A 19,183-nucleotide genomic window follows, 5' to 3' on the forward strand; every position below is an offset into this window, starting at 1 on the left:
CCACACATAGCAAAAAAGCCGGGGCTCTCACCCCGGCTTTCCCGTAACCCAAAACCGTATCGAAGCCTTACTTCGACCGCTCCACCTGATCGAAGTCCAGTTCCTCGACCACACCGCTGAAGCTCACGAAAGGGCCGTCCAGCACCCTGCCTGAGTCACCGATCTCGTAATCGGCCGTGATCTGGTGCTTGGGGGGCTGCTGCGCGCGTCAGCTCCCTTGTCAGTGCGACTTGGCTACGCAATATTTCCCGGTCAAGGTGTCGGGCGTCACGACCAGCGCTTCCAAGGCGGCCTAACAGCTCACGGCCCATTTTCTCGACTTGGAAAACGTTGAGGCGCTGACGCGTGCAGATATCCACAGCTCGGCATAGTGCCAGCAAACCTATCCGGCGAGGTTTTATGCGCGCTCTGACACTCCTGCTCAATGCGATCCTCTTGGCCGCCATCGCACAGCCTGCAGCAGCAGCCGATCTGATTGCATTCTGGGACCAGCCGGTAAAGGGCGGCAACGTCTTCAACGCCAGTCCCAAGGACAGAGCCTATTACGAGGCTCTGAAGGATACCGGCGCAACCTGGGCGCGGCTGACCTTCAGTAAATGGAAGGGGAAAAAGCGTGACTTTCTGATCGGCGATGCAGACGCGTATCAGGGCCTCGTCCCGGAGGATCTCGCGGTGTTGCTTGCCGAACTGGACGCAGCCCATGCAGCCGGCCTGAAAATAGTCGTCGCGCCATTGACGCTGCCAGGCAGTCGCTGGATTCAGCAAAATGGGAACAAGTTTGACGACAGGCTGTGGACGGATGCCGCCTATCAGCAGAAGGCCGTCCAATTCTGGAGGGACCTGGCCCTTGCGCTGAAGGATCACCCGGCGATCGCCGCCTACAATGTCCTGAACGAACCCGCCCCGGAAAGGGCAAGCCTCCGCGACGAGAACGGATCCGCCACACAACTGCGCGATTGGTACGATGCGCACGCTGGAAGCACCCGGGATCTCGTTGCCTTCTACGACAAGGTGATCGGAGCAATTCGCAACGTGGATTCGCTCACGCCGGTGATGGTTGATGGCGGATGGTACGCCAATCCGCGTTCCCTGGCGTCCTGGCCAAGAGCGCTGTCGGATGATCGGGTTCTATATGCCTTCCACATGTACGAACCCTATGCCGCAACAAGCGCCCCGAATATGAAACGGGATGTGCCGCTTCGCTATCCAGGCGTCACCACGGATTATGCAGGTGGGAAGGCAAGGTGGGACCGACATTTGGTCGCCGCCCATGTCGGCGCCGCATTCGACTGGGCAGCGAAACAGGGCCTGCCGCCGACGCGTGTCGTCGCCGCCGAGTTCGGCTGTATGCGGCGCTGGGTGGATTGCGGCACCTATCTGACCGATGTGATGGACGTCGTCGAAACGCGCGGCGGGCACTGGGCCTTCTATTCTTTCCGCGAGGATGAATGGGAAGGCATGGACTATGAACTTGCGCCCGACTTGACGCCTGGCCGGTTCTACTGGCTAAAAGGCGAAGGCAAGATCGACAATCTCCGGAGAGACGGAAAGCTTATGGACCTGCTGCGAAGCCGCATGGTGCCGTGACGTGCACATCAGGTCGTCCCGGAACCACCCTCCGCTGCGCTGCTCCCCACCCTCTCGGCCGGGCACGTCAGTCGAAACGGCTTCGCCCGACCAATCGCTGAAAGCGGACGGCCGGGAACCGGCCTACTTCCGGACATCCGCCACCAACCAAAAAAGCCGGGGCGTCTCCACCCCGGCTTTCCCGTAACCCAATAAAGCATCGAAGCCTTACTTCGACCGCTCTACCTGGTCGAAGTCCAGTTCGACCGGCGTCGCACGCCCGAAGATCGACACGCTGACCTTGACCTTCGACTTGTCGAAATCCAGTTCCTCGACCACGCCGTTGAAGCTCGCGAAAGGGCCGTCCAGCACCTTGACCGAATCGCCGATCTCGTAATCGACCTTGATCTGGTGCTTCGGCGCCGCTGCGGCCTCTTCCTTGGTGTTCAGGATACGCGCGGCCTCGCCCTCGCTGATCGGCTGGGGCTTGCCCGACGATCCCAGGAATCCGGTGACCTTGGGGGTGTTCTTGACGAGGTGATAGACGTCGTCGTTCATGTTCAGCTTGGCGAGAACATAGCCGGGGAAGAATTTCCGCTCCGACTGCACCTTCTTGCCGCGGCGGACTTCGGTGACGGTCTCGACCGGCACCTCGACCGCCTCGACCAGCGCGTCGAGGCCCAGCCGCGTCGCATCGGACAGGATCTGGTCCCGAACCTTGTTCTCGAAGCCCGAATAGGCGTGAATGATGTACCAGCGCGCCGCCATGGATGTTCCCGTTATCTGGCCGCTCAGCCCGCGAGGCTGAGGAGGAAGTTGACGATCGCGCCGAACAGGCGATCGATGCCGAAGAAGAAAATGCCGAGCAGCGATGCCATGATGAACACCATCACGGCGGTCATCACGGTTTCCTTTCGGGTCGGCCAGGCGATCTTCTTTCGCTCTGCCTCGACCTGGCGCATGAATTCCAGCGGATTCGTCTTCGCCACTTTCTGCCTCGCAAATAATGTGCCCGTCAGCGGAACAGGTTTCTCCGCCCGGCCCCTCGGTGAGAGACCCGGCGATGCCCATCCACGCTGTCGGATTGGGGACGCTATCTAACGAGTAGGGTGCGGCGAGGCAAGGGGGCGAGGCGGGCAAAACACCCGGGCGGACCTGAAAGCGAAAGGGCGCCCGGTTGCCCGGGCGCCCTGCTTTCACGTCGCGTCGGAACGCAATGTTCAGGGGCTGGTGGGTTCGTCATCCCCGAAGATGCTGATCACCTCGGTCGCCTCGAGAACCCCGATCACGACGATCACCGCACCCAGGATGTAGAGTGGCGAGAGTTCGCCAAACTGCTTGTTCGACTTCCCCTTCGCAGAGCCCGTCCGCGCACCAGCCGCGCCCGCGAGGCTGAGCGACTTGGCGCTCGACGTCACGCTGAGGGCCTTGGCGGACCCCGCCTGCGCGGCAGCGACGTTGCCCGTCAGGAGCAGCGCCGCACTCGCCATCGCCGCAATCATCTTCATCCGCATCGTGTTTCTCCGATCAACCGCCGGCTTCTCCGGCTTTAAATTCGCGATCTCCAAAGACCGCGGACAAGAGATCATGCCAGGCCTGTCAGATCAACAGACATGTTGCAGTGCGGCAGGTTTTCACGCTAAAATCACGCTGAGTGTGACCTCAAATCAACGTGATCACCGCGAAACCGCCGATCAGCAGCACCATTGCCAGCCAGCCGAGCAGGGTCAGCCGCTCTTCGATGAACGCCTGAACCGGCGCTCCGAATCGGTGGACGAGAAAGGCGAGCAGGTAGAAGCGAAAGCCGCGGCCGATGATCGCAAGCAGCACGAACAGCGGGAAATTATACTGGAAAAACCCGTTGGCGATGGTGATCAGCTTGAACGGCAACGGCGTGATCCCTGCGGTCAGCGTCACCACCGCGCCCCATTCGTCATACAGCGCGCGGACGCTGTCGATCTTGCCGCCCAGATGGTACAGGTCGATCACCCACTGGCCGATCGTGTCGAACAGAAAATAACCGATCGCATAGCCAAAGATTCCGCCGACCACCGACGCGACGGTACAGATGGTCGCGATCCAATAGGCGCGCTGGCGCTGCGCCAGCATCATCGGGATCAGCATCACGTCCGGCGGAATCGGAAAGAAGCTGCTCTCCGCAAAGGACACCGCCGCCAGATAACGATCGGCATGACGATGACCGGCGAGCCTCAGCGTCCAGTCGTACAGCGCGCGGAACATGCGGGCGAAACCTCTGCAAGGAGTCCGGGCGCGCCCGGGAAGCGGATGGCAGGGGAGCTCGGATTCGAACCGAGGGCCTTCGGTTTTGGAGACCGACGCTCTAACCAGCTGAGCTACACCCCTGTGCGGCGACGCCCTTTAGACGCGGTTGGAACGGCGCACAAGAGCCGCAATGCGCGGCTGGGCACATCGCGGTTCCGAACAGGATGAGAACATGCGAATACCAACATTGCAAGCGGAAAGCCACGCGCACTTGCCTTTTCGCGCACCCCCCGCTAAGGGCGCCCGCTTCCACGAGGCATCGTTGGAATTGCGGGAGCATCGGGCGAAAGTCCGGGGCGCATGAACCGCTAAACTTGAACCGGGCGGAACCCTAGGCTTCGCCCCGCTACAGAGTGAGTGCAATGGCTAAGAAAATTACGGGCTATATCAAGCTCCAGGTACCTGCGGGCGCCGCCAACCCCTCGCCGCCGATCGGCCCTGCCCTGGGTCAGCGCGGCGTGAACATCATGGAATTCTGCAAGGCGTTCAACGCGGCGACCGGCGAGCAGGAGAAGGGCACGCCCCTCCCCACCGTCATCACCGTCTATGCCGATCGCAGCTTCAGCTTCGAAACGAAGCAGCCGCCGGCAACCTACCTCATCAAGAAGGCGGCGAACCTCAAGTCGGGCTCGAAGGAGCCGGGCAAGGTAAGCGCGGGCAAGATCAAGCGCAGCGCGCTGTCGGCCATCGCCGAGACCAAGATGAAGGATTTGAACGCGAACGACATCGACGCCGCGACCCGTATTCTTGAGGGCAGCGCACGGTCGATGGGCCTCGAAGTGGTGGAGGGCTGATCCGATGGCTAAGCAGACCAAGAAGCAGAAGGCCCTGGCTGGCACCGTCGACCGCGAGAAGCTGTACGGCGTGGATGAAGCCATCGCGCTCGCCAAGAAGAACGCCACCGCCAAGTTCGACGAGACGATCGAAGTCGCGCTGAACCTGGGCGTCGATCCGCGTCACGCCGACCAGATGGTCCGTGGCGTGGTGACGCTGCCCAAGGGCACCGGCAAGACCGTGCGCGTCGGCGTGTTCGCCAAGGGCGCGAAGGCGGACGAGGCGCGTGAAGCGGGAGCGGACGTCGTCGGCGCCGAAGACCTGCTCGAGATCGTGCAGGGCGGCAAGATCGAGTTCGATCGCTGCATCGCGACCCCGGACATGATGGGTCTGGTCGGCCGTCTCGGCAAGGTGCTGGGTCCCAAGGGCCTGATGCCGAACCCGAAACTGGGCACCGTCACCATGAACGTCGCCGAAGCGGTCAAGGCTGCCAAGGGCGGCCAGGTCGAGTACCGCGTCGAAAAGGCCGGCATCATCCATTCGGGTATCGGCAAGGCGTCGTTCCCGGCCGAGGATCTGCGCGCCAACTTCGACGCGCTGGTCGACGCCGTGGTCAAGGCCAAGCCGTCGGGCGCCAAGGGCAAGTATCTGCGCAAGGCCGCGGTCTCGTCCTCGATGGGCCCGGGTGTGAAGATCGACGTTGCCGAGGTTTCGGCGGCCTGATCTTCGGCACCAGCCGGACATGAAGAACCCCGGGGGCGACCCCGGGGTTTTTTCGTTACGGACCCGCCCCTCGCCAAGTGCGCGAAAATGCGCTAGGGGCCGCGCAAACCCCCGCGACCAACCCGATACCGACGCGCTGCCCGCGGGGCGCGCGCCAATTTGTGAGCCTGATGCCCTTTTCGCACCTCCCCCCGCGCCTCGCCGAGGCGCTGACCCAGCGCGGCTATGAAGCGCTGACCCCCGTCCAGGCCGAAGTGACGCAGGAAGCCGCTCAGGGCCGCGACCTGCTCGTCTCCGCCCAGACCGGCTCCGGCAAGACCGTCGCCTTCGGCCTCGCAATGTCCGGCGACCTGCTCGAGAACGGCGCACTGCCCGCCCCCGGCCTGCCCCTGTCGCTGGTGATCGCGCCGACGCGCGAGCTGGCGCTTCAGGTCGCCAAGGAACTGACCTGGCTGTACGCCGCCGCAGGCGCGCGCATCGCCACCTGTGTGGGGGGCATGGACGCCTCGCGCGAGCGCCGCGCGCTTTCGCACGGTACGCACATCGTCGTCGGCACGCCGGGCCGGTTGCGCGACCATCTCGAACGCGGAGCGCTCGATCTCAGCGCCACCCGCGTCGTCGTGCTCGACGAGGCGGACGAGATGCTCGACATGGGGTTCCGCGAGGAACTGGAAGCGCTGCTCGACGCCACCCCGGACCAGCGCCGCACCTTCCTCTTCTCCGCGACCCTGCCCAAGCCGATCGTGGCATTGGCCAAACGCTATCAGCGCGACGCGCACCGCATCTCGACCGTCGGCGACGATCGCGGCCATGGCGACATCGCCTATCAGGCGATCGCCGTCGCCCCGTCCGACATCGAACATGCCGTCATCAACCTGCTCCGCTATCACGAGGCGGAGACGGCGATGCTGTTCTGCGCCACCCGCGACAATGTCCGCCACCTCCACGCCAATCTGGTCGAACGCGGCTTTGCCGCCGTCGCCCTGTCCGGCGAGCATAGCCAGTCGGAGCGCAACCATGCACTCCAGGCGCTGCGCGATCGCCGCGCTCGCGTTTGCGTGGCGACCGACGTCGCCGCGCGCGGCATCGACCTGCCGACGCTGAGCCTGGTCGTCCATGTCGAACTGCCCCGCGATGCCGAGGCGCTTCAGCACCGCTCGGGCCGCACAGGCCGCGCGGGCAAGAAGGGGACGGCGGTCCTCATCGTCCCCTATCCGCGCCGCCGCCGCGTCGAATCGACGCTGAAACAGGCGCGGATCAATGCCGAATGGCTCCCGGTCCCCGGCGTCGAGGATATCCGCGCCAAGGATCGCGAGCGGTTGATGGACAAGCTGATCGCCCCGGTCGAGGTTGACGAGGAGGATCGTGCGATCGCCGCGAGCCTGATGGAAAAGATGAGCGCCGAGGATATCGCGGTTGCGCTGGTTCAGGCGCACCGCGCATCGATGCCCGCCCCCGAAGAGCTGATCGACCGCGGCCCGTCCGATCAGCGTGGTCCGGTCCACCGCCCCGGCTTCGACGATACCGTGTGGTTCCGCATGAATATCGGCCGTCGCCAGAATGCCGATCCGCGCTGGATCCTCCCGCTGATCTGTCGCCGCGGCCATGTCACCAAGAGCGAGATCGGCGCGATCCGTATCGGCGCGGGAGAGACCCGTTTCCAGGTGCCACGCGCGATTGCCGACCGCTTCATGCGGGAGGTCGCCAAGTCGGCGGGCGCGGAGGAGGATGTGCTGATCGAACCGGCCGACGGGCCACCCCCGCCCGGAACGCGCGGCGATCATGCTCCGCGTCACGGCAAGCCGCGCGACCACAGCCGCCCGATGCACCGCGCACGGCCTGCCGGGTCCGGTGCCGGTCGCGCTCCGAAGCCCCATCGCGGCAAGCCGCCGAAGAAGTGAGCCTCTTAAGCCCCTCCCCTTCAGGGGAGGGGTTGGGGTGGGGCGCCTAAGTCTCACCGAGACCGAGGCGCCAAGAGGATAGGCCCCACCCCCAACCCCTCCCCTGAAGGGGAGGGGCTTAGAAAGACGATATGCCTCCCGCCACCCACATCCTCGTCGATGCCGATGCCTGTCCGGTGAAGGACGAGATCTACAAGGTCGCATGGCGCCGCGAAGTGGCCGTCACGATCGTCGCCAACAGCTTCATCCGCATCCCCGATCACCCGCTGATCGGACGCGAGATCGTCTCGGACGGGTTCGACGCGGCGGACGACTGGATCGCCGAGCGTGCCGGGCCGAAGACGGTCGTCATCACCGCCGACATCCTCCTCGCCGACCGCTGTCTCAAGGCCGGGGCGAGCGTCCTCTCGCAGACCGGAAAGCCCTTCACCACCGCTTCGATCGGCGCGGCAATCGCCACCCGCGCGATCATGGCCGACCTGCGCGCGGGCGGCGACCAGATCGGCGGCCCCGCCCCGTTCGCCAAGCAGGACCGCTCGCGCTTCCTCTCCGCGCTCGACGAAGCGCTGGTCCGGCTCACACGCGCAGGCTGAAACATACCGAATATGCAATCGCAGTCGTTACACAGGCGTGATAGCGTTCCCACGTCCCCTAGCGGAGGCGTGCATGACCGAAGAGCGCATCACCCAACCCGACGGCACCGGCATCAATTTGCACATCTGGCCAGCGACCGGCACGCCGCGCGCGGTGATGCTGCTCCAGCACGGCTTCAACGCGCATGGCGGGCATATGGAATGGCCCGCAGCACGGCTGAGCGAAGCGGGCTATGCCTGCTATGCGGTCGATCTGCGCGGGCGGGGAAAGTCCGATGGCCCACGGTTCTTCGTCGATGATTTCGACGACTATCTCGCCGACCTTCATCTCGCCTTCGACCGCGCCCGCGCCGACCATCCCGGTCTCCCCATCTTTCTGATCGGCCACAGCGCTGGCGGCGTGGTCGCGACCAGCTATGCGCTCCGGCATCAGGCCGCGCTGGCGGGACTGATCTGCCACAGCTTCGCCTTCCGCGTTCCTGCGCCGCGCTTCGTGCTCAACCTGCTGCAATGGCTCAGCGGCCCCTTCCCGCGCCTCGGCGTGCTGAAGCTCAAGAATGCCGATTTCTCGCGCGATCCCGCCCATGTCGCGATGATGGACGCCGATCCGCTGATCGCGAACGAAACCCAGCCCGCCAAGACGGTGGGCGAGATGTGGAAGGCGGACAAGCGGCTGGAGGTCTCCTTCGGCACGCTCACCCTGCCCGTCCTCATCATCCATGGCACATCGGACCATGCGACCCTGCCCGCAGGCAGCCAATATTTCTTCGACCGCGCAGGCTCAGCGGACAAGACCCTCAAACTCTATGACGGCCATTATCACGACCTGCTCGCCGATATCGGCAAGGAAGCCGTGATGGCCGATATCCTCGCCTGGACCGACGCGCGGGTGCCCGCTCCGGCTTGACCCCGCCGCGCCAAGCGGCCAGATGCACCGCGAACGCCGGGTCTGCCCGGTGCGGCGCGCCGCCTCTTACGGGTTTCCGGCCTGCGTGCCTTTCTTTCTCCACGAGCCCGATCGCATGGAGGTCCACATGGCGTGGCTCATCCTCGGCATTGCCGTGGTCACCGAGATTATCTGGGCGCTCAGCCTCAAATGGGCCGCGACCGTCGGCACGTGGCAGGCGTCGATCGTCCCGATCATACTCAGCTTCGTCAACATGGCGCTGCTCGCGCTGGCGATGCGCGACATCCCGGCGGGCACCGCTTATGCGATCTGGACGGGCCTCGGCGCGGTCGGCGTCATCATCGGCGGGGTGATCCTGTTCGGCGACAAGGTGTCGCCCGTACAGGCCGGGTTCATGGCGCTGATCGTCATCGGCGTTGCCGGAACCAAGTTGAACGCAAGCATGTGATGGGGCCGGACGGCGGGTGACATTCGCCCGCGTCCGCCCTATCATCGCCTGCACCGGTGATAAGGAAGCAGTTTTCGATGGTTGCACGAACCGGGCCGCATCTGGTCGCGGCCTCCCTCGCGCTCGCGGCGGCAACGTCCGCGCTGGCCCAGACGACTGCCCCCGCGCCCCTGCCGAGCGCGACGCCCGGCGCGCCGCCGCTCCAGATCCAGCCACTCCCCGCCCCGCTCCCCCTGCCGACCGTGACCCCGGAACAGGCGCAGCAGTTGCGCCAGCTCATCGCCCAGGGCCGCATCGCCCACGGCCTGCGTTATTCGACCCAGGCGGCGGAGATCCTGCCCGCGGACGATAGCGCGCTCGTCCGCGCCGCGCTCGACTATGCGCGCGCAATCCATATCGGCCGCCTCGATCCCGCAGATTTCCAGGAGGATTGGGCGTTGCGCCCTGCCGAATGGGACCCGCTGCCCGGCTTCACCCGCGCGCTGGCCAAGAACCGGCTTGCGACATGGTTTCGCGATCTCGCCCCACCCTATGCGGGCTATGAGACGCTGCGCGAGGGCCTTGCCCGCTATCGCCTGATCGAGGCGGCGGGCGGCTGGAGCGCGATCCCCGCCGGACTGGACATGAGCGTCGGCGCCACCGGCCCCCGCGTTGCGGCGCTGCGCGCCCGGCTGGCGGTCGAGGATGAGGCTGTTGCCCGGTTGGGCGAAACCTTTGACGAAGAGCTCAAGGATGCCGTGGTGCGCGCCCAGCGCCGCTATGGCCTCAACCCCACCGGCACCGTGTCGAAGGGCACGCTCGGCGCGCTCAACGTCCCGGTAGAGAGCCGCATCCGCCAGATCATGGCGAATATGGAGCGCTGGCGCTGGATGCCCAAGACGATGCCGACCGACCGGGTCCAGGTGAACATCGCCTCGGCCAGCGTCGCGGTGTTCGAGGGCGACCGGCCGGTGATGTCGATGCGCGGCGTCACCGGCAAGCCCGGCGGCGGCGAGACGCCGATGCTGGTGTCGACCATCCATTCGATCGTCGTCAATCCGCCCTGGAACGTGCCCGCCGGAATCGCCGCGCGCGAACTGTTCCCGAAGGGATCCGCCTATCTGGCGCGCAACGGGTTCAAGGTGATCGGCACCGGCGCGAACCGGCGGTTGCAGCAACAGCCGTCGCACTCGGCGCTGGGCAAGTTCAAATTCGACTTCAACAACCCCTTCGCCGTCTATCTGCATGACACGCCGAGCAAGGGGACCTTCTCGCGCTATGACCGGCTTGCCAGCCATGGCTGCATCCGGCTGGAGCGTCCGGGGGAACTGGCCAATCTGCTGTTGCAGGGCGACCCCGAATGGACGCCGGAAAAGATCGCCGAGACCGTCGCGACGGGCGAGACGACGCGCGTCCCGCTGCAAAAACAGGTCGCCGTCTATCTGCTCTACTGGACCGCCTATGGCAGTTCGAGCGGGGTGATGAATTTCCGGGGCGACCCGTATAATTGGGACAAGGTGCTCGCCTCCAAGATCGAGGCGCGCTCGGCCACCCAGGCGCAATCCGCCGCACACTGAACCAAGGGGAAATCGCATGAACCGTCGCATAACCGCTGTCGCCGCCGCACTGTTCGCGAGCGTTGCGCTCGCCGCCTGTTCGGGCGGCGAGGAGGCCGCGGCGCCGGCCAACGACATGGTCAACGAGATGGACATGGTCGAAGAAGCGCCAATCGAGAATCTCGCCGAACCGGAGCCAACCCCGACCCCCAGCGCGACCCCCACGCCGGTCGCGGCAGCCCCCCTGCCCGACGAGGAACAGATCATCGACGACGCGGAGTCGGTCGGGATGACCGCGCGGGTGGACCGCGGCGAGCCGGTGGGCAACACCGTCGCACCCGTCCAGTAACGGCGGCGCGGGCTGAGGACCGCTTGACTCCTGCGGCCCAGCCGCTATGTGCGCGCCTTCGCGTTGCGGGGTGACCTGCGCGCGTACCGTCCGAGACAGCAGGTGACCGGAATGTGCCGGTCTTAATGTCCTGCCAAGACGGGGACACAGATTTTACCGGCCGTTTCCGCATTGCGGAGCGTCCGGGTCAGCCCGCCGGAGCGATCCGGCCCTGACGATCATGCCCCTCGGACGAGGGGGCCGGGCATCCGCCCGACCTCCGGCGTAACCGGCTCCGATCCATCTGGATCGGGGTATTTTGAGGAGACCGGCATGGATCGTGCTCAGAAGACCGAAGCCGTTGCCGAGCTGAACCGCACCTTTGGCGAAGTTGCAGTGGTGGTCGTCACCCGCAACCTCGGGATGACCGTCAAGCAGTCGACGGACCTCCGCAACAAGGCGCGCGAAGCCGGTGCGAGCTACAAGGTCGCGAAGAACCGCCTTGCCAAGATCGCGATCGACGGCACCGATTATTCGGTGCTGGCGGACCTGCTGACGGGTCCGACGGCGCTTTCCTATTCGACCGATCCGGTCGCCGCCGCAAAGGTGGTGGCCGATTTCGCCAAGACGACCGACAAGATCGAGATCGTCGGCGGCGCGATGGGAAGCCAGCTGCTCGACGCGGACGGCGTGAAGGCGCTGGCATCGCTGCCTTCGCTCGATGAACTGCGTGGCAAGATCGTCGGCCTGCTTCAGGCCCCGGCGTCGAAGCTCGCAGCGATCACCCAGGCACCCGCGGCGCAGCTCGCCCGCGTGTTCAATGCCTATGCGGAGAAGGACGCCGCCTGAGGCCGCGTTCATTTGCGATTTTTCGAACCAATCTGAATTTTTGAAGGGAATATCAAATGGCTGACCTGAACGCTCTTGTTGACCAGCTGTCGGAACTGACCGTCCTCGAGGCCGCTGAGCTCTCGAAGCTTCTCGAAGAAAAGTGGGGCGTCAGCGCCGCTGCTCCGGTCGCGGTTGCGGCTGCCGGCGGCGCCGGCGCGGCTGCTCCGGCTGCCGAAGAGAAGACCGAGTTCGACGTGATCCTCACCGGCGACGGTGGCAAGAAGATCAACGTCATCAAGGAAGTCCGCGCGATCACGCAGCTCGGCCTGACCGAAGCCAAGGCGCTCGTCGAAGGCGCGCCGAAGCCCGTCAAGGAAGGCGTGAGCAAGGACGAAGCCGAAAAGCTCAAGAAGCAGCTCGAAGAAGCCGGCGCGACCGTCGAGATCAAGTAATCTCGCGGCTGCATCGCAACTTCACGAAGGGGGCGGTCCGGCAACGGGCCGCCCCTTTTCATTGGGGATGACGCGAAGCGAGCGGCCAATAAATCCTCCCCGGAACGGGGAGGTGGCAGCGCGCAGCGCTGACGGAGGGGGGCTGAGGCATCGAAATCCCTTGCCTCGGGCCCCCTCCCCCAGCTTCGCTGGTCCCCCTCCCCGTTCCTGGGAGGAATTTAGTTACCCCACGTCCTTCGGCACATAGCGCTTCGCCGCGAGCCGTCCGAAGCCTTCGCCCGCGCGTTCGACCCAGAGCGGCCCCAGCCGGTCGCTGCCCGGCGCGGGGACGGTGCCGACCATGAATGCATCGCGCAGCGTGCGGATCGACAGTCCGGCATACCATTTGAGCGCAACCGGCACGATCGGCACGAACATCGGTTTTCCCTGTACGGTGACGACGCGCATCTGATCGCCGGGCAGGCTGACCTGCGCCTTGAGCATATGGATGCCGCCCGATGCGATGCTGAACGGCTCCGACCCCGGCGCCATCCGCGCCGCCCCGTGGAAGGCGGCGATCTGCGCGTCCTGGTCGGCATTGGCGCCCAGCAGCGCGAGCACCGCGCGGACATTGTCGGCGGATTCGCGCCCGCGATTCTGGATGTAGAGTTCCAGCTCGACGCTGACGAGGCCGTCGCGGATCGCCGCGCGCAGCGGACGGATTTCGGTGACCAGCGGCCCGGGCGGCGGCGTCACCGGCGCGGCGGGAGCCGCAGGTGATGGCGGTTGCGCGGCTGGCGCGGGCGGCACGGCGGGGGGAGCCGGGGCGGCACCCCCCGCCCCCGATGTGCGCACAGGCGGTCCCGGTGTCGGCGGCGACGCGACGACCGGCGCGGCGACAAGAGCTTGATCCTGTTCCTCGTCGGGATCGCGGCGGCGGCGGCTCGCGATCCACCAGCCTCCCGCCAGCCCGGCCAGAAGCAACCCCGCGCCCCCAAGCACCGGCCAAAGCCATGCGGGCGGACCCGCGGCGGGCGCTGCCGCGATATCCGGGCTCAGCGTGCTCTCCACCGCCGGAGCGGCGGGGGGTGCCGCAGGCGTGATGCTCATCGGCGGCGTGCGTGCAGGGTTTGGGGAAGGCGTCGCTTGCGGCGCAGTTGTTGTGGCCTGGGCAGGCGTAGGCGTCGGACGCGGTCGCGGACTTGCGGGCGTCGGCGAGGCACTCGGGCGTATCGCGGGCGTAGGGGTTGCCGCGGGGCGCGGGGTCGCGGTTGGCGCCGCGGTCGGTCGCGGACTCGGCGTCGGCGTCGCGCCCTTGGGCTGGAGCTGGAAGTCCCCGATCGGCGGCGTGATGATCACCGGCCGCTGGCTGCTCTGGGCCATAGCGGGGATCGCGAGGAGCAGGAAAGAGGTCAGCGCGGTCGTCGCGCGAAGGTTCAACGCAGTCACGGGCCGCGCGTTAGCATGAGAGAGGCGGCCCCGCGCATCAAAAAATGCGCGGGGCCGCCCGAAAATCGGCCCATCCCGGCGCACCGCCGGGATGGGCGTGTGAACGGAAATCACACTTTGGCCGGAACGCCGAGCAGTTCGGCCTCGATATCGGCGTACATCGACGGATCGTCCTGGATCGCGATCGGCACCAGATGCGCGCCACCATTTACGCGACCGATCTTGAACGCGGCGGCGGTACGCCCCTCGCGCCCATCGGGCAAGCGATAGCGGGCATCGGCGACCAGCACGGGCGTGAAGCCCTCATCGTCCCCGGCGATCGCGTCGACCTCCTCACGCGACATGGTGAGCGATCCCTCCAGCGTCGTCCCGTCACCCGGCGCGATGCGCTCGGCGGGGCGGATCGATTCGACCGGCGGGTTGACCAGCAGACGCTCGATCTCGGTCTCCCGCGCGGCATTCTCGCCAAGCATGAAGGCGCCGATGCGGACATCGTCGGCGGACACAGCGCCCGCATTGGCGACGGTCAGTTCGAACCCGACCATTGCACCGCGGCGGCTCATCCCCGCACGGATCGGTCGCATCGCCAGTTCAAGCTGCGGGCGCGATCCGGTCGGCTTGGCGTCGCCCAGCACCGCCGCGATATCGGCAGGATCGGCATCGACCATCTCGGCATGTTCGAGCGCGGGAGTCCGGCCCGGTTTGACCTGGGTCTTTGCGCGCACCGGCGCGGCAACCGGCTTGGGTTCGGGACGCGGAGCGACGAAGCCGGCAAGCACCGGCGCGGCGGCAACCGGATCGGCAACCGGATAGTCCACACGCGGTTCAGCACGCGCCGCAATCGGCTTGGACTCGATCTCGCGTTCGGCGACCGGCTGGACGGGCCGCTCGACGGGCGCGGCAACAACCATTTCCTTTTCGACATAGGGTTCGTCGTCGCGGCGACGGCGCAACAGCATCGCGCCCGCGATCACCACAGCGATTCCACCGAGCGCGGCAAGAATCAGCCACATGGTACCGCCCGGCTCGCTCTGTTCGACCGGGGCGGGCAATTCATCCGCCGCCTGCGGCTCGACCGGCGCAGCCTGGACCGCCGGATCGGCGGGGGGCGGCACAGGGGTCAGCGCCTCCGGCGCAGGAGCGGCCTCGGCTTGCGGAGCGGGTTCGGGATTGGGCGCCGGGGCAGGCGCAGCCGGGGCGGCGGCGCGCGTCGCACGGGCCTGACGCGCCGCTGCCTGACGCGCCTCTGCCTGGCGGGCTTCGGCCTGACGCGCGGCGGCACGCTCGCGCGCCTCCGCCTCCGCCTGTTCCAGCGCAGCCGGGGCGATGGTCGTACGCGATTCACCCGGTGGCGTCTGGACAGTAGTCGTGGTCGTGCTGGGCACCTGCACCTGAGGCGGCGCGACCGGCGCAGGTGCAGGCGCAGGCTGCGCCGGCACAAGCACCATCGGCGGCGTCACCGCCTCCTGTGCAAGGGCGGTTGAGGGGAAGGCGGCGGCGGCGAGAAGCAGCGCCGCGGCCCGGCGAAGCGCGGGTCGCGCATGGTTTGCTGTGTGGGTCATAACGGGGGGTCAACAAGTGGAACCCGCGATTCGTCGCAGCCCAGCCTCGCAATTGCGGTGAATTGTTTACTTCGATCGTCCAAGTGAACATCCATTCTGACCACGAAACGAAAAGGGGGCGACTTTCGCCACCCCCATCATCGAACTACAGCTTTTATGAATATTTGTTCAGGGAACAGTGACGGTCTCGAACTCGATCCCCTTCAACTCCGGCAAAGCCTGGAGTTGCGGCGTGACGACCTTCAGGTCTCCGACAACCACCAACGTCATCTTGTCGAGTGGAAGGCGTCGTGCCGCCTCGCTCATCTGCGCCGGGGTGACGGCGAGCGTCGCCGGGACATAAGTGTCCACCCAGTCGCGCGGCAGGCCGAGCGCGTCGCGCGTGGCCAGCGTGTTGACCAAAGTTCCGGCGGTCGAGTTGGTGATGACGAACAGTCCCGCCATATATTGCCGCATCCCGGCCGCTTCCTCGTCACCCGGCGGCGTCTGCTGGAGCGTGCGGATCTCCTTGAACACCTCGGTCAGCGACGGACCGGTGGCCGCGGTGGTAACGTCCGCGTTGAAGGTCCACACCGCATTGGTCGGCAACAGACCGACCCCCGATCCGGGCGAATAGGTATAGCCCTTTTCCTCGCGGATATTGCGCGTGATGCGCGAGCTGAACGACCCGCCCAGCAGCGCATTCATCACCCGCATCGGAATATCCCCCGCACTCCCCGCCTCGGGCGCGGGGAACATCAGGTTGATCGTCGATTGCGGCGCGTCCGGCCGGTCGACCAGCAACACCTGCGGTCCTGGCTTGGGATCGACCGGGATCAGCTCCCGCTCCGGCCCCATAGCCCAGCCGCCGAACGCCTTTTCCACCGCCGCCTTCACCGCGGCGGCATCGAACCGGCCCGCGATATAGAGGTGCGCACGTTTGGCGCCGAAATTGGCGGCGTGCCACGCCTTGAGCTGCGCGGCGCTATAGGCACCGAACTGCTCAGGCGTGGGCAGGACGCGACCATAGGGATGGTCGGCGCCATAATAGGCGCGGGTGATCGCCGCGTTGGCGAGCGTCCCCGGCTGGGTCAGTGCAATCGCGAGACGTCGGTTCCAGTTCGCCTTGACCCGCGCCAGCTCACTCTCCGGAAAAGTCGGGCGCTGTGCGACATCGGCGACCAGTGCGATCGCGTCGGGCGTCCGCTCGGACAGCACGTTGATCGATACGCCGGAGCTGGTGGCTCCCGAGCCGGTGCCGAGCCCGCCACCCATATCGGCGGCCTTCTGCGCGATCTGCGCCGCGGTCATCCCCGCCGCGCCTTCGCGCATCATATCGAGCGTCAGGCCCGCGAGCCAGGTATCCGGCCCTTCGTTGATCCCCCCGGCATAGACCTGAAGCGACACCACCGCCTTGGGCGCAACGCCGTAGGGAATCAGCGTCACCTTCATCCCGTTGTCGAGCGTATAGGTCTCGCTCGCGGGCATTTTGAACGCCTTCGGCGCCGGGATCGGCGGCGGCGTGGAGGGAAGTTCCTGCGCGGCGGCACCGGCAACCGGGGCGGCTAGCAGGGCGGCAGCCGTCAGGCTTGCGATCATGCGGCGCATCTCACTTGCCTCCTTGCTGGGCAGCGGCGGGCGCAGGCTGGGCCGCGCCGGGATCGATGACATAGATCGACCGGTTGGTGGGGCGCAGATATTCCTGCGCGGTCTTCTGGATCAGCTCCGGCGTCACCTTGGCGAAGCCGTCGTCGAGCGTGTTGACCAGGTTCGGATCGTTGTCGAACAGCGCATAGACGGCGAGCAGGTCGATCAGGCCGACCCGCCCAGTCCCGTCGATCGTTGAATAGAGCGAGGAGCGCATCTTGGTTCGCGCGCGTTCCAGCTCTTCCTTGCCGACCGGCTTGGTCCGCAGGTCCTCGATCACGCTGTCTACCGCCGTCTTGATCTCATCGCGGCTGCGATTGGCGTCATGCGTGAAGTTGAAGCTCCACAGCATCGGCCCCTGATAGTTGAACATGTTGCCCAGCGGGTAATTGATCCCCCCGCCCACTTCGCCCGCAATGCCGGTCTCTGCCACCAGCTTGCGATACAGGCGGCTGTCCTGCCCCTTGACCAGCATCTGGTCGATCAGGCCCATCGCATACCATTCGGGCGTGCCGCGTGCGGGGACGTGATAGCCCGCCGCCCAGCCGGGCTTGGGTGCCAGCCGGTCGGTGCGCGCGCGGAACTTCTCTTCCGTCTGGCGCGGCTCGCTGATGTCGGGGAGCACGACCGGCGGCGCCTTGGGCATCCAGCCGAAATATTTCTCCACCATCGCGCGGGTCTGCGCATAATCGAGGTCGCCTGCGACCACGAGCACCGCGTTGGACGGCTTGTAGAAGCGATCGAAGAAGGTCTTGGCATCCTCGACCGTCGCCGCCTCGATCTCCTTCAATTCGCCGTAGAAATTATGGCTGTTATACCAGTTGGTGTTGGCCAGCATCGGCAGGTCGATCCACGGCCAAGTGCTGTAGGGCTGGTTGAGGACGTTGACCTTCACCTCATTGCCGACGACGCCCTGCTGGTTCTTCAGCACCTCCTCGTTGATGACCGGCGCCGACATGCGGTCCGCCTCCAGCCACAGCATCCGCTCCAGCGCGTTGGACGGCACCACCTCGAAATAATTGGTGAAGTCGTAACGGGTCGATCCGTTCAGCACGCCGCCCGCATTGCTGATCGTGCTGATATGCACGCCCTTGGGCGCGTTCTTCGATCCCTGGAACAGCAGATGTTCGAACAGATGCGCAAAGCCGGTGCGCTCGCGCGGTTCGATCCGGAACCCGATGCCGTAATAGACGCCGACGGTGACGGTCGGGCTGATGTTGTCCTTCGCCAGCACGACGCGCAGCCCGTTGGGCAGCGTGAAATATTGCGTTTCGACCTTCAGCTTCGCGGGCGCCTCTTGCGCCTCCGCGGGCATTGCCGCCAGCCCGAGCGGCAGCGCCGCCCCGGCAAGCGCAAGCGCCGCCACCCATCGTTTCATCATCATGATCATCCCCTCTGGATACGAACTGTATTAAGCTATCAGTACAGCGCGAGGGGGCAAGGGTATTTGCGGCGTCAGATCCCGCCCGACATGACCGCGCGCCCGCTTTCTTCCAGCCGCCGGGTCAGATCGTCGATGCACGCCTGAACCAGCGCGGGGTCGGTCGCACGCACCACGAAATTCGCGCCGGTACGCCCTTCGCGGAAAAAGGGGTAGCTGCCGATCGCGACGCCTTCATGCGCCTTTTCGGTCTCGCGCAGCAGATCGGCGATCTCGCTTTCCGCGACCCAGCAGCCGATCGTTCCGCTCACCACCGGCTTTCCGCCCTCCAGCGTGCCGGTCAGCGCGTCGAGCATCCCCGCAGTGATCGACGGCACCCCGGCAAGGATCAGGATATTGCCGATGCGAATGCCCGGCGCGCCCGACATGCGATTGACGATCAGGTCCGCGCCCTCCGGCACCCGCGCCATCCGCAGCCGCGCGTCGGTCAGGCCACCGCGCGTCTCATAATGTTTCTCCAGCACCGCGCGCGCCTGGGGGTGGACCACCACCGGCACGCCAAGCGCCGCCGCGATCGCATCGACGGTGATGTCGTCATGCGTCGGCCCGATTCCGCCGGTGGTGAAGCAATAGTCATAGCTGGTGCGGATCGCGTTCACCGCTGCGACGATCCGCTCCTGAACGTCCGGCACCACGCGCACTTCGGACAGGCGAATGCCCTGGACGTTGAGCCACAGCGCGATCTGCGCGACATTCTTGTCCTGGGTCCGACCCGAAAGGATCTCGTCGCCGATCACGACAAGTCCTGCTGTCCAGATGCGTTCGCTCATATCGAACGCCATAGC

The 19,183-nt window shown here is 66.0% G+C and carries 20 protein-coding genes, 1 tRNA gene and 1 pseudogene; 11 read left to right on the top strand and 11 right to left on the bottom strand.

The window, feature by feature from the left end; all coding sequences use genetic code 11:
• Positions 1-85: 85 nt before the first annotated feature.
• Positions 86-193: pseudogene (locus FPZ54_RS20155) on the bottom strand (transcription termination/antitermination protein NusG); the annotation flags it as partial.
• Between the two features lie 206 nt (positions 194-399).
• On the opposite strand from FPZ54_RS20155, the gene FPZ54_RS07755 reads away from it, so the two are divergent.
• On the top strand, positions 400-1,587 hold the full coding sequence (locus tag FPZ54_RS07755; protein ID WP_145846207.1) for a glycoside hydrolase family 5 protein: 1,188 nt from the start codon (positions 400-402) through the stop codon (positions 1,585-1,587).
• A 207-nt stretch (positions 1,588-1,794) separates the two neighbouring features.
• Here FPZ54_RS07755 and nusG read toward each other — a convergent pair whose 3' ends face one another.
• From nusG to FPZ54_RS07780, 5 genes are all read right to left on the bottom strand, one after another.
• The gene (gene nusG / locus FPZ54_RS07760; protein WP_145846209.1) at positions 1,795-2,334 is read right to left on the bottom strand and encodes a transcription termination/antitermination protein NusG; all 540 of its coding nucleotides are present in this window, start codon (positions 2,332-2,334) and stop codon (positions 1,795-1,797) included.
• 23 nt (positions 2,335-2,357) lie between these two features.
• The gene (gene secE / locus FPZ54_RS07765) at positions 2,358-2,555 is read right to left on the bottom strand and encodes a preprotein translocase subunit SecE (protein WP_145846211.1); all 198 of its coding nucleotides are present in this window, start codon (positions 2,553-2,555) and stop codon (positions 2,358-2,360) included.
• A gap of 231 nt (positions 2,556-2,786) precedes the next feature.
• Positions 2,787-3,080, bottom strand: coding sequence for a hypothetical protein (locus FPZ54_RS07770; protein ID WP_145846212.1), 294 nt, complete (start codon positions 3,078-3,080; stop codon positions 2,787-2,789).
• A 148-nt stretch (positions 3,081-3,228) separates the two neighbouring features.
• Positions 3,229-3,807, bottom strand: coding sequence for a YqaA family protein (locus FPZ54_RS07775; RefSeq protein ID WP_145846214.1), 579 nt, complete (start codon positions 3,805-3,807; stop codon positions 3,229-3,231).
• A 46-nt stretch (positions 3,808-3,853) separates the two neighbouring features.
• Positions 3,854-3,930, bottom strand: a tRNA-Trp gene (locus FPZ54_RS07780).
• 281 nt (positions 3,931-4,211) lie between these two features.
• Between FPZ54_RS07780 and rplK the strand changes: the two genes are divergently transcribed.
• From rplK to rplL, 10 genes are all read left to right on the top strand, one after another.
• Positions 4,212-4,643: a 50S ribosomal protein L11 gene (gene rplK / locus FPZ54_RS07785; RefSeq protein WP_145846215.1), complete on the top strand. Its 432-nt coding sequence runs from the start codon at positions 4,212-4,214 to the stop codon at positions 4,641-4,643.
• Positions 4,644-4,647: 4 nt separating this feature from the next.
• A complete protein-coding gene (gene rplA, locus FPZ54_RS07790; protein ID WP_145846216.1) occupies positions 4,648-5,346 on the top strand; it encodes a 50S ribosomal protein L1 in 699 nt (232 codons plus the stop codon).
• Between the two features lie 170 nt (positions 5,347-5,516).
• Entirely contained in the window at positions 5,517-7,247 is a 1,731-nt protein-coding gene (locus FPZ54_RS07795; protein WP_145849632.1) for a DEAD/DEAH box helicase, read from the top strand.
• A 131-nt stretch (positions 7,248-7,378) separates the two neighbouring features.
• The gene (locus tag FPZ54_RS07800; RefSeq protein WP_145846218.1) at positions 7,379-7,840 is read left to right on the top strand and encodes a YaiI/YqxD family protein; all 462 of its coding nucleotides are present in this window, start codon (positions 7,379-7,381) and stop codon (positions 7,838-7,840) included.
• A gap of 73 nt (positions 7,841-7,913) precedes the next feature.
• A complete protein-coding gene (locus FPZ54_RS07805; protein ID WP_145846219.1) occupies positions 7,914-8,747 on the top strand; it encodes an alpha/beta hydrolase in 834 nt (277 codons plus the stop codon).
• 127 nt (positions 8,748-8,874) lie between these two features.
• Positions 8,875-9,195, top strand: a complete 321-nt coding sequence (locus FPZ54_RS07810) for a DMT family transporter (protein WP_145846220.1) — start codon at positions 8,875-8,877, stop codon at positions 9,193-9,195.
• A gap of 77 nt (positions 9,196-9,272) precedes the next feature.
• Entirely contained in the window at positions 9,273-10,751 is a 1,479-nt protein-coding gene (locus tag FPZ54_RS07815; RefSeq protein ID WP_145846222.1) for a L,D-transpeptidase family protein, read from the top strand.
• Positions 10,752-10,767: 16 nt separating this feature from the next.
• Positions 10,768-11,079, top strand: a complete 312-nt coding sequence (locus FPZ54_RS07820) for a hypothetical protein (protein ID WP_145846224.1) — start codon at positions 10,768-10,770, stop codon at positions 11,077-11,079.
• 312 nt (positions 11,080-11,391) lie between these two features.
• Positions 11,392-11,907, top strand: coding sequence for a 50S ribosomal protein L10 (rplJ, locus tag FPZ54_RS07825; protein WP_145846226.1), 516 nt, complete (start codon positions 11,392-11,394; stop codon positions 11,905-11,907).
• 56 nt (positions 11,908-11,963) lie between these two features.
• The gene (rplL, locus tag FPZ54_RS07830) at positions 11,964-12,341 is read left to right on the top strand and encodes a 50S ribosomal protein L7/L12 (protein WP_145846227.1); all 378 of its coding nucleotides are present in this window, start codon (positions 11,964-11,966) and stop codon (positions 12,339-12,341) included.
• A gap of 222 nt (positions 12,342-12,563) precedes the next feature.
• Here the strand turns inward: rplL and FPZ54_RS19795 are convergent, their stop codons facing one another.
• The 5 genes from FPZ54_RS19795 to FPZ54_RS07860 form a co-directional block, all read right to left on the bottom strand.
• Complete coding sequence (locus tag FPZ54_RS19795) at positions 12,564-13,430, bottom strand: hypothetical protein (RefSeq protein ID WP_186456954.1); 867 nt, start codon at positions 13,428-13,430, stop codon at positions 12,564-12,566.
• 449 nt (positions 13,431-13,879) lie between these two features.
• Positions 13,880-15,331: a hypothetical protein gene (locus tag FPZ54_RS07845; RefSeq protein WP_145846231.1), complete on the bottom strand. Its 1,452-nt coding sequence runs from the start codon at positions 15,329-15,331 to the stop codon at positions 13,880-13,882.
• A 168-nt stretch (positions 15,332-15,499) separates the two neighbouring features.
• Positions 15,500-16,918, bottom strand: coding sequence for a M16 family metallopeptidase (locus tag FPZ54_RS07850; protein WP_186456955.1), 1,419 nt, complete (start codon positions 16,916-16,918; stop codon positions 15,500-15,502).
• A 1-nt stretch (position 16,919) separates the two neighbouring features.
• A complete protein-coding gene (locus tag FPZ54_RS07855; RefSeq protein ID WP_239019756.1) occupies positions 16,920-18,341 on the bottom strand; it encodes a M16 family metallopeptidase in 1,422 nt (473 codons plus the stop codon).
• Between the two features lie 71 nt (positions 18,342-18,412).
• Positions 18,413-19,168, bottom strand: coding sequence for a competence/damage-inducible protein A (locus tag FPZ54_RS07860; protein WP_145846234.1), 756 nt, complete (start codon positions 19,166-19,168; stop codon positions 18,413-18,415).
• Positions 19,169-19,183: the final 15 nt, after the last annotated feature.

The organism is Sphingomonas suaedae, from assembly GCF_007833215.1.
GTDB lineage: Bacteria > Pseudomonadota > Alphaproteobacteria > Sphingomonadales > Sphingomonadaceae > Sphingomonas > Sphingomonas suaedae.

Bases quoted from the DNA above. Each gene is read 5' to 3' on its own strand.
- FPZ54_RS07810 (WP_145846220.1), top strand. From the start codon at position 8,875: ATGGCGTGGCTCATCCTCGGCATTGCCGTGGTCACCGAGATTATCTGG.
- rplL (WP_145846227.1), top strand. From the start codon at position 11,964: ATGGCTGACCTGAACGCTCTTGTTGACCAGCTGTCGGAACTGACCGTC.
- FPZ54_RS07800 (WP_145846218.1), top strand. From the start codon at position 7,379: ATGCCTCCCGCCACCCACATCCTCGTCGATGCCGATGCCTGTCCGGTG.
- FPZ54_RS07775 (WP_145846214.1), bottom strand. From the start codon at position 3,807: ATGTTCCGCGCGCTGTACGACTGGACGCTGAGGCTCGCCGGTCATCGT.
- FPZ54_RS07795 (WP_145849632.1), top strand. From the start codon at position 5,517: ATGCCCTTTTCGCACCTCCCCCCGCGCCTCGCCGAGGCGCTGACCCAG.
- FPZ54_RS07815 (WP_145846222.1), top strand. From the start codon at position 9,273: ATGGTTGCACGAACCGGGCCGCATCTGGTCGCGGCCTCCCTCGCGCTC.
- FPZ54_RS07855 (WP_239019756.1), bottom strand. From the start codon at position 18,341: ATGATGATGAAACGATGGGTGGCGGCGCTTGCGCTTGCCGGGGCGGCG.
- rplK (WP_145846215.1), top strand. From the start codon at position 4,212: ATGGCTAAGAAAATTACGGGCTATATCAAGCTCCAGGTACCTGCGGGC.
- rplJ (WP_145846226.1), top strand. From the start codon at position 11,392: ATGGATCGTGCTCAGAAGACCGAAGCCGTTGCCGAGCTGAACCGCACC.
- FPZ54_RS07860 (WP_145846234.1), bottom strand. From the start codon at position 19,168: ATGAGCGAACGCATCTGGACAGCAGGACTTGTCGTGATCGGCGACGAG.
- rplA (WP_145846216.1), top strand. From the start codon at position 4,648: ATGGCTAAGCAGACCAAGAAGCAGAAGGCCCTGGCTGGCACCGTCGAC.
- nusG (WP_145846209.1), bottom strand. From the start codon at position 2,334: ATGGCGGCGCGCTGGTACATCATTCACGCCTATTCGGGCTTCGAGAAC.
- FPZ54_RS07805 (WP_145846219.1), top strand. From the start codon at position 7,914: ATGACCGAAGAGCGCATCACCCAACCCGACGGCACCGGCATCAATTTG.
- FPZ54_RS07850 (WP_186456955.1), bottom strand. From the start codon at position 16,918: ATGCGCCGCATGATCGCAAGCCTGACGGCTGCCGCCCTGCTAGCCGCC.
- FPZ54_RS19795 (WP_186456954.1), bottom strand. From the start codon at position 13,430: ATGAGCATCACGCCTGCGGCACCCCCCGCCGCTCCGGCGGTGGAGAGC.
- FPZ54_RS07820 (WP_145846224.1), top strand. From the start codon at position 10,768: ATGAACCGTCGCATAACCGCTGTCGCCGCCGCACTGTTCGCGAGCGTT.
- FPZ54_RS07755 (WP_145846207.1), top strand. From the start codon at position 400: ATGCGCGCTCTGACACTCCTGCTCAATGCGATCCTCTTGGCCGCCATC.
- FPZ54_RS07770 (WP_145846212.1), bottom strand. From the start codon at position 3,080: ATGCGGATGAAGATGATTGCGGCGATGGCGAGTGCGGCGCTGCTCCTG.
- FPZ54_RS07845 (WP_145846231.1), bottom strand. From the start codon at position 15,331: ATGACCCACACAGCAAACCATGCGCGACCCGCGCTTCGCCGGGCCGCG.